Annotated in this window: 1 protein-coding gene; it reads left to right on the top strand. The window is 61.1% G+C overall.

Translation table 11 applies throughout. From position 1 onward, the window contains the following. The coding region (locus tag L696_RS0103955) for a glycosyltransferase (protein WP_025682487.1) at positions 1 to 584 on the top strand (584 nt) is incomplete at both ends.

The following is a 584-nucleotide window of genomic DNA, read 5'->3' as shown; positions in this document are numbered from 1 at the left end:
TCAAACGGAAGGAAGTGGATCGACTGCTGCAGCCGATGGAGCGGATCATCGTGAACAGCGCCTACATGCGATCAACCATGGCCGCTGACAGCTCTGATGCTGTCAGGGAACGTATCGCTATAAATGAGCTGGGTATTCATCCCGGCGATTTTCTGCCGCGCTGGACACCGGCGGCAGAAGCGGTCAGAGCCGCGCGGCTGAACGATTACGGCTGGGCAGGCCGCCGCATCGTACTCTACGCGGGCAGGCTGGTGCCGGGCAAGGGTGTTCATCGGCTGCTCAAGGCCCTGCCACGCATCGCCCGTGCCTGCCCGGATGTGCTGCTGCTCATTGCGGGCAGCGCCTATTACGGGCAGGACCGCCTCACGTCTTACTCGGCGTCGCTGCATCGTCAGACGCGTAAGCTCAGGATGGGAAAGCATGTCGAGTTTCTCGACTATGTTCCTCATCCAGCCTTGGCCTCGCTGTATCAGTTGGCCGATGTGACCGTTGTTCCTTCGGTGGGAAGTGAGGCCTTCGGGCTGGTTAATCTGGAAGCGATGGCCGCAGGTGTACCTGTGGTCGCTTCCCGTACGGGCGGCATC

The organism is Paenibacillus maysiensis, assembly GCF_000520815.1.
Taxonomy (GTDB): Bacteria; Bacillota; Bacilli; order Paenibacillales; family Paenibacillaceae; genus Paenibacillus; species Paenibacillus maysiensis.
This window is presented reverse-complemented; position numbering and strand designations above follow the sequence as displayed.